Origin of the sequence: Nostoc sp. NZL (genome assembly GCF_015714705.1) — a bacterium.
GTDB classification, from domain to species: Bacteria; Cyanobacteriota; Cyanobacteriia; order Cyanobacteriales; family Nostocaceae; genus Nostoc; species Nostoc foliaceum_A.
Genome location: NZ_WBKL01000045.1, coordinates 51556 through 57629, shown reverse-complemented (window position 1 = coordinate 57629; position 6074 = coordinate 51556). Strand labels below are relative to the sequence as shown.

Annotated in this window: 5 protein-coding genes and 1 pseudogene; 3 read left to right on the top strand and 3 right to left on the bottom strand. The window is 41.7% G+C overall.

Annotated features, from left to right (window positions below):
• Nucleotides 1-255: 255 nt before the first annotated feature.
• Both F8R90_RS06475 and F8R90_RS06470 read left to right on the top strand, forming a co-directional pair.
• Nucleotides 256-1482: pseudogene (locus tag F8R90_RS06475) on the top strand (histidine kinase dimerization/phospho-acceptor domain-containing protein); the annotation flags it as partial.
• Nucleotides 1483-1752: 270 nt separating this feature from the next.
• A complete protein-coding gene (locus F8R90_RS06470; RefSeq protein WP_190893801.1) occupies nucleotides 1753-3171 on the top strand; it encodes an IctB family putative bicarbonate transporter in 1419 nt (472 codons plus the stop codon).
• 62 nt (nucleotides 3172-3233) lie between these two features.
• Here F8R90_RS06470 and F8R90_RS06465 read toward each other — a convergent pair whose 3' ends face one another.
• Nucleotides 3234-3515, bottom strand: coding sequence for a WGxxGxxG family protein (locus F8R90_RS06465; RefSeq protein WP_196510062.1), 282 nt, complete (start codon nucleotides 3513-3515; stop codon nucleotides 3234-3236).
• A gap of 181 nt (nucleotides 3516-3696) precedes the next feature.
• Entirely contained in the window at nucleotides 3697-4164 is a 468-nt protein-coding gene (smpB, locus tag F8R90_RS06460; RefSeq protein ID WP_190893799.1) for an SsrA-binding protein SmpB, read from the bottom strand.
• Between the two features lie 646 nt (nucleotides 4165-4810).
• Here smpB and F8R90_RS06455 point away from each other — a divergent pair.
• Nucleotides 4811-5494, top strand: coding sequence for a response regulator transcription factor (locus F8R90_RS06455; RefSeq protein WP_190893798.1), 684 nt, complete (start codon nucleotides 4811-4813; stop codon nucleotides 5492-5494).
• A 68-nt stretch (nucleotides 5495-5562) separates the two neighbouring features.
• On the opposite strand, the gene F8R90_RS06450 is transcribed toward F8R90_RS06455, so the two are convergent.
• Nucleotides 5563-6048: a low molecular weight protein-tyrosine-phosphatase gene (locus F8R90_RS06450; RefSeq protein WP_190893797.1), complete on the bottom strand. Its 486-nt coding sequence runs from the start codon at nucleotides 6046-6048 to the stop codon at nucleotides 5563-5565.
• Between the last annotated feature and the right edge of the window lie 26 nt (nucleotides 6049-6074).

The following is a 6074-nucleotide window of genomic DNA, read 5'->3' as shown; positions in this document are numbered from 1 at the left end:
TTTTTTTCTTGATCATTCCCCATCTAATCTCTATTTGATAATGATAATCGAATAGGGGGAGGTGGGAGAGAAACGAGCGACGCTCGTTTCTCTCCCACCCTTTTTATGATTATCATTATTGTATTGTTTTCTGAATAGGTATACTACACAATAATTGTTAAAGGTCAGGATGCTTTAAGGCTGACAAGATAATATTTTTAACCTCTAATTTCTTTTGATTTGCGTTCTCTCCTATCGCTTTTAGTCTAAACTCCAGTAATTAATGATACGCATAAACTTACAGACCCAGTACTTGCTAGTAGCAAATTGGTGCAGGATTATGGTATTCGTGCTTACTTAGGAGCGCCACTGATTGATGCTGAGGGACATTGTTTGGGTGCATTGGCGGTGATGGATTTAGTACCGCGCAATTTTACAAACCGAGACATTGAGTTTTTACAAATTATAGCTCGTTGGAGCATGAGTGAATTTGAGCGTAACCGACTCCTGCAAGGGAAACTCGAATCAAGCACTCCCAAGAGCGCTCCTATATTTTCACTCAATGACGAACGTAACACAGAGATTAAAATCACCCCAGCCACTAAAGATAGCGACTCTGTTTCTACCAAGCAACTGAAACTGGAACTTTTGGATCAGCTAACTCAGGAACTACGCACGCCCTTAACATCTGTACTCGGTATGGCTAGTGTTTTAGGACGTGAGATTTATGGGCCTTTGACGACTAAGCAGAGAGAATATTTGGAAATTATCCAACACAGTGGTCGGTACTTACTTTCCCTAGTAAACGAAATTACCGAACTAGGAGCTATGGATGAAAACTCAACTGTGCTGAATATAGCTCCTGTGGATATTGAAATGCTCTGTCAACAAGCCATCAATACCCTAGAAGAAGCGGCTAATCGCCGCGAGCAAGATATTCGCCTCTCTATTGAACCGGGACGCAATCGCATTTGGCCTTTAGATAAAGACAAGGTGCGGCAAATCCTCTATCACCTAGTTTTCAGTGTGATTCAACTGTCGGCTACAGGTAGCATTGTTCGTATTCATGTCTCTTACAAGGAAGATACGCTCAACATTACTATTTGGGTTTCCCATCCTTGGCTGGGGGACGGCATCACTGAGGTTGATCCCTACTTCCGTCTCAATTCTTTGTCGCTGCTGGAGCTGACAGGTGAGGTAGCAACTTATAATACTTACACAGAAAGCCAGGAGCAACGAGATATTTCATCAGTAGCAGTGGATAATTCCCAAAATTTGAGTGAGAATCACTCAAATTTCTTTGCTGCTAGTTCAGGTATAAATTTAGCTAAATCACATGGAAGTATTTCTCGTGAAAGCTTAGGTCTATTGCTAAGTTGCCAACTGGCAGAGTTGCATAGTGGACACATTTTAATTCAAGGTTCACCAGAATCAGGATATCGTTATGTGCTTTCTTTACCACTGCAACTGGCGACTCCCTCACAAGCAATTGGCGATGTCTGATTAGAGTTAGTAGGGAACAGATTACAGGTGATAGAGGATAGGGAAATACAGATTCATGCTTTGTTATGTACTAAGTACGTGAAGGGTTGATCAACGGCTGTCTTCACTTAGTATTAATTGAAGTGCTTTAGATTACAGGTGGTGGCTGATGGCTATGAGTAAGAGCATCATCACTAAATTGCAATCTACATTATTACCTTTTTATAGCCATACGCATTATGATCAATTCCAAGTTCTGCGTCGGCAGGCTAATTGATCGCAATGTTTTTTATGAATTTAGTCTGGCAACGATTTACTTTATCATCTTTATCTGTCAAAGAATATCTTGCTACCAGTTACGTACACCGTTTTCTGGTGGGATTGTTAAGTTCTTGGCGGCAAACCAGCGTCTTGATTCAGTGGGGAGATGCGATCGCAGCTGCTTTACTCAGCTTAGTATATGCGCTTGCACCTTTTGCTTCGAGTACATTGGTGGGCTTGTTGCTGGTGGCTTGTGTAGGATTTTGGCTGTTGTTGACTTTATCTGATGAAGCAACACCAACAAATGTCTCTTCAGTCACTCCCATTCACCTACTGGTATTGCTGTACTGGGGAATTGCCGCAGTAGCAACAGCATTATCACCAGTAAAAAAGGCGGCGCTTAACGACTTGGCAACGTTGACCTTGTATTTGCTACTATTTGCCCTTTGTGCCAGGGTACTAAGGTCGCCTCGCCTCCGGTCTTGGATTATCATCGTTTACCTGCACATATCGTTAATTGTCAGTGTATATGGGTTGCGGCAATGGTTTTTTGGAGCCACAGCCCTGGCAACTTGGGTTGACCCAGAATCTCCTCTGTCTAAAACTACCAGAGTCTACAGTTATTTAGGTAATCCCAACTTATTGGCTGGATATCTCCTACCAGCAGTAATTTTTAGCTTAGTGGCAATTTTTGCATGGCAAAGCTGGCTCAAAAAAGCTCTAGCATTAACAATGCTACTTGTCAATACTGCTTGCCTGATCCTCACTTTTAGCCGTGGCGGTTGGATTGGACTGGTGGTGGCAGTTTTGGCTGTGATGGCATTGCTCGTTTATTGGAAAAGCGTGGAAATGCCTCGTTTTTGGCGTACTTGGTCGCTACCGATTGTCTTGGGAGGTTTGATCGGGGTATTAGTGCTAGCGGTAATATTTATACCAGCATTCAACCAGCGAGTCTTCAGTATTTTTGCTGATCGTAAAGATAGCAGTAATAATTTTCGCCTAAATGTTTGGGATGCTGTCTTTGAGATGATTCGCGATCGCCCGATTTTCGGCATTGGTCCTGGTCACAACTCTTTTAATAAAGTTTATCCCCTCTACCAACGCCCTCGTTTCACTGCTTTGAGTGCTTATTCGATTTTCTTTGAAGTGACTGTAGAAACTGGCTTTGTTGGTTTAGCCTGCTTTCTCTGGTTAATAATTGTCACATTTAATACGGCATTTCTACAAGTGCGACGACTGCGACAATTCAGAAGTGTAGAGGGATTTTGGTTAATTGGAGCGATCGCTATTTTGTTGGGTATGCTAGCTCACGGCACTGTAGATACTGTCTGGTATCGTCCTGAGGTTAATACCCTCTGGTGGCTCATTGTTGCCTTAATTGCCAGCTACTGGACACCTTTAGCTCAAAACCAAACAAATTCATCTAACTCAGAACCAACAGTAAACTAACATGAGTAAATTGTCAGTTGTTTTTCTACTCAACAACTGACAACTTTTAAATATTGAATTGTCTAGTCCCTGTAGGTAGTGGCTCCTGGAGCATTAGGGTCACGATAACGGGTCGGTTCATCGTCACGCTTTTTGCCAGCCAAACCAGCTAGACCTAATAGACCAATTAATCCTAGCCAACCCCAATCAAAACCGTCGCGATTATCGTAAGTGGTCGTTCTTGGAGTAGTATTTACTCCGGGGTCAGTTGTCGTCTGAGCTTGTGCGGATAGAGTTAAGGGTAAAATTCCCATACTCAAGGTAAGAACGCCAGCACCAACAGCTGTAATGAAATTACTTTTCATAAGTTGTGACAATTCCTTATGCCATCCGAAGTTACTCACCACTGTATCGATTCCCAACCCTAACAAAATCAATCTGCGGCTATAAACTGGGCATTTTCATAACTCACGCTGTGGATATACAACATACTTTTTACCCCAATCCGTTTCTCACTCTGGTGTGGTAGTTCGGCGATACTGATGCTTAATAGTTTTTCATTGCCCGTTGAATGTCACGCTGGTCTTGGCGTCGTTTCAGGTCTTCTCGCTTATCGTGGAGCTTTTTACCTTTGCCAAGGGCTATACTCACTTTTACCCAACCTCGTTTGAGATACATTTTCAAAGGGATTAAAGTTAAACCCTGCTGTTCTACTGTGCCAATTAGCTTGCGGAGTTCTTTGCGATGCAACAGCAGCTTGCGTGTACGCCGTGGTTCATGATTAAAATATTGTCCACTAGCGTTGTAAGGTGAGATATGCACATTGATCAACCATGCTTCACCATTGCGAAGCAAAGCATAGCCATCTTGGAGATTGACTTTACCTGCACGAATCGACTTAACCTCGGTTCCTGTCAATTCAATTCCAGCTTCGTAAGTTTCCAGAATTTCATACAAATAACGGGCTTGACGATTGTCGCTAATAACTTTGTAACCTTCGTTCTTGTCGCTCATTGATAATTTTGTGTGCTTTAAATGTACCTAAAAAATTATTTGGATTGGCTTGTGAATTATAGGGTGGATCTTAGAACCGCTATAAATGCTGAACTGTATATCACTAATTTAGCTTTTCTAAGTTCATAATTAAGAGTTTTCTGGCAACTTTTAAGTTATCTGATACCGAGATTACCTGTGAGGTTCGATAGAACCAGTTGCTCAAGCACCAAGTCTGACTAAGCCTGATTTTGTGTAGTTTCACAAAGAATTGGTATGATACCAATAATCATTAGTGATTGGCTAAGGATTAATTACAAAGGATAAAAAACAAAAGATATTTATCCTTACTTAGCTTTTGGGAAATTATTGATTAATTTAATATTAATTTACACTATAATGAGTATTTACTCTGGCTTATTGATGAGTTGTTACAAATTACAAAGCTCTCTATGCCTCCCAAACAGAGCGACTCAAAGGAGAGTTAAACTTCGTTAACCCTTCCTAAAGTTTTAAGATTTTCTTTATAAATCAACCCTGTAGGCAGTCATTAGCTGGTAATCCTGTCATAGGATGAAACATAAGAACACTATTTTTGCCTGTGTTCACTGATGAAGCGCGTAGAAGCAAATTTCTGGGTAAAAAAAATGCTAGGGGTGTATTGTCCATGCCCTTGACGATCCTTGTAGTGGATGATGATTTGGGCACTCGTCTGTCTGTTAGTGACTATCTTGAACTGTCTGGCTACTCGGTGATCACGGCTAATGACGGTCAAGAGGCTTTGGTCATGGTGGATGAGTATCATCCGGATTTGATTGTTACGGATATCGTGATGCCGCAGATGAATGGCTACGAACTAGTGCGTCGGGTGCGTCAACAACCAGTGTTTCGGTTATTGCCTGTAATTTTATTAACCGCCCGAACTAAAACTCAGGAAAGAATTCTGGGCTACCAATCAGGGTGTGATTTATATTTACCCAAGCCTTTTGAACTGGAAGAGTTAGCAGCAGCAATCCGCAATCTTTTGGAGCGATCGCAAATTATTCAATCAGAATATCGCTTTTCTCATAAAGAGAGTTTGGGCATTTCCGCCTCGACAAAAGCGGGGGATGCCCATAATTCTCTGTCCACTCAAATTCAGAAATCCCATCTGCACTCATCGCTGACTCATAGAGAACAGGAAGTTCTAGAGTTATTAACTCATGGTCTGTCTAATGCTGAAATGGGTCATCAGCTACACCTGAGTCCTCGAACAGTGGAAAAGTACGTTAGTAGTTTATTGAGAAAAACTTCAACCAGCAACCGAGCGGAATTAGTGCGTTTTGCAATGAAGCATGGTTTGGTGGAATAAAAAAGTTATGAGTGAGGAGTTAACAAGAAAAGAGGTAACTCTTAACTTCTAACTCCTCACTCATAACTTTAAATTATCGATTGTTGGCTATTAACGTATGTAAGCAGACCTTCACAAGCATCGATCAGTAAATCAATAACCCGATTAAATCCCTCTTGACCACCGTAATAGGGATCTGGAACTTCCTTCAGCGTATGTCGAGAGCAAAACTCGCATATCAAACGCACTTTATGCTGATACTGCTTAGTTTGATCAAGAGTGAGGATGTTCTCATAATTTTCTTGATCCATCGCTAAGATCAAATCAAAGTCTTGAAAGTCTAACTTTTGAAACTGGCGTGCTCGACCACGCAGCTTAATTCCCAACTTTGTAGCAGCCGCAGCACTCATGCGTCTGTCAGGTGGGCTACCAACGTGATAACTAGATGTACCAGCAGAGTCACAGAGGATGCGATCGCTCAGACCAGCCTGCTCAATTAGATGATGCATGATGTTTTCTGCCGATGGCGATCGGCAGATATTACCTAAGCAGACAAACAGCAACTTGTAAGCCATAGATATTTTTTGTCCTTTGTCAAGAG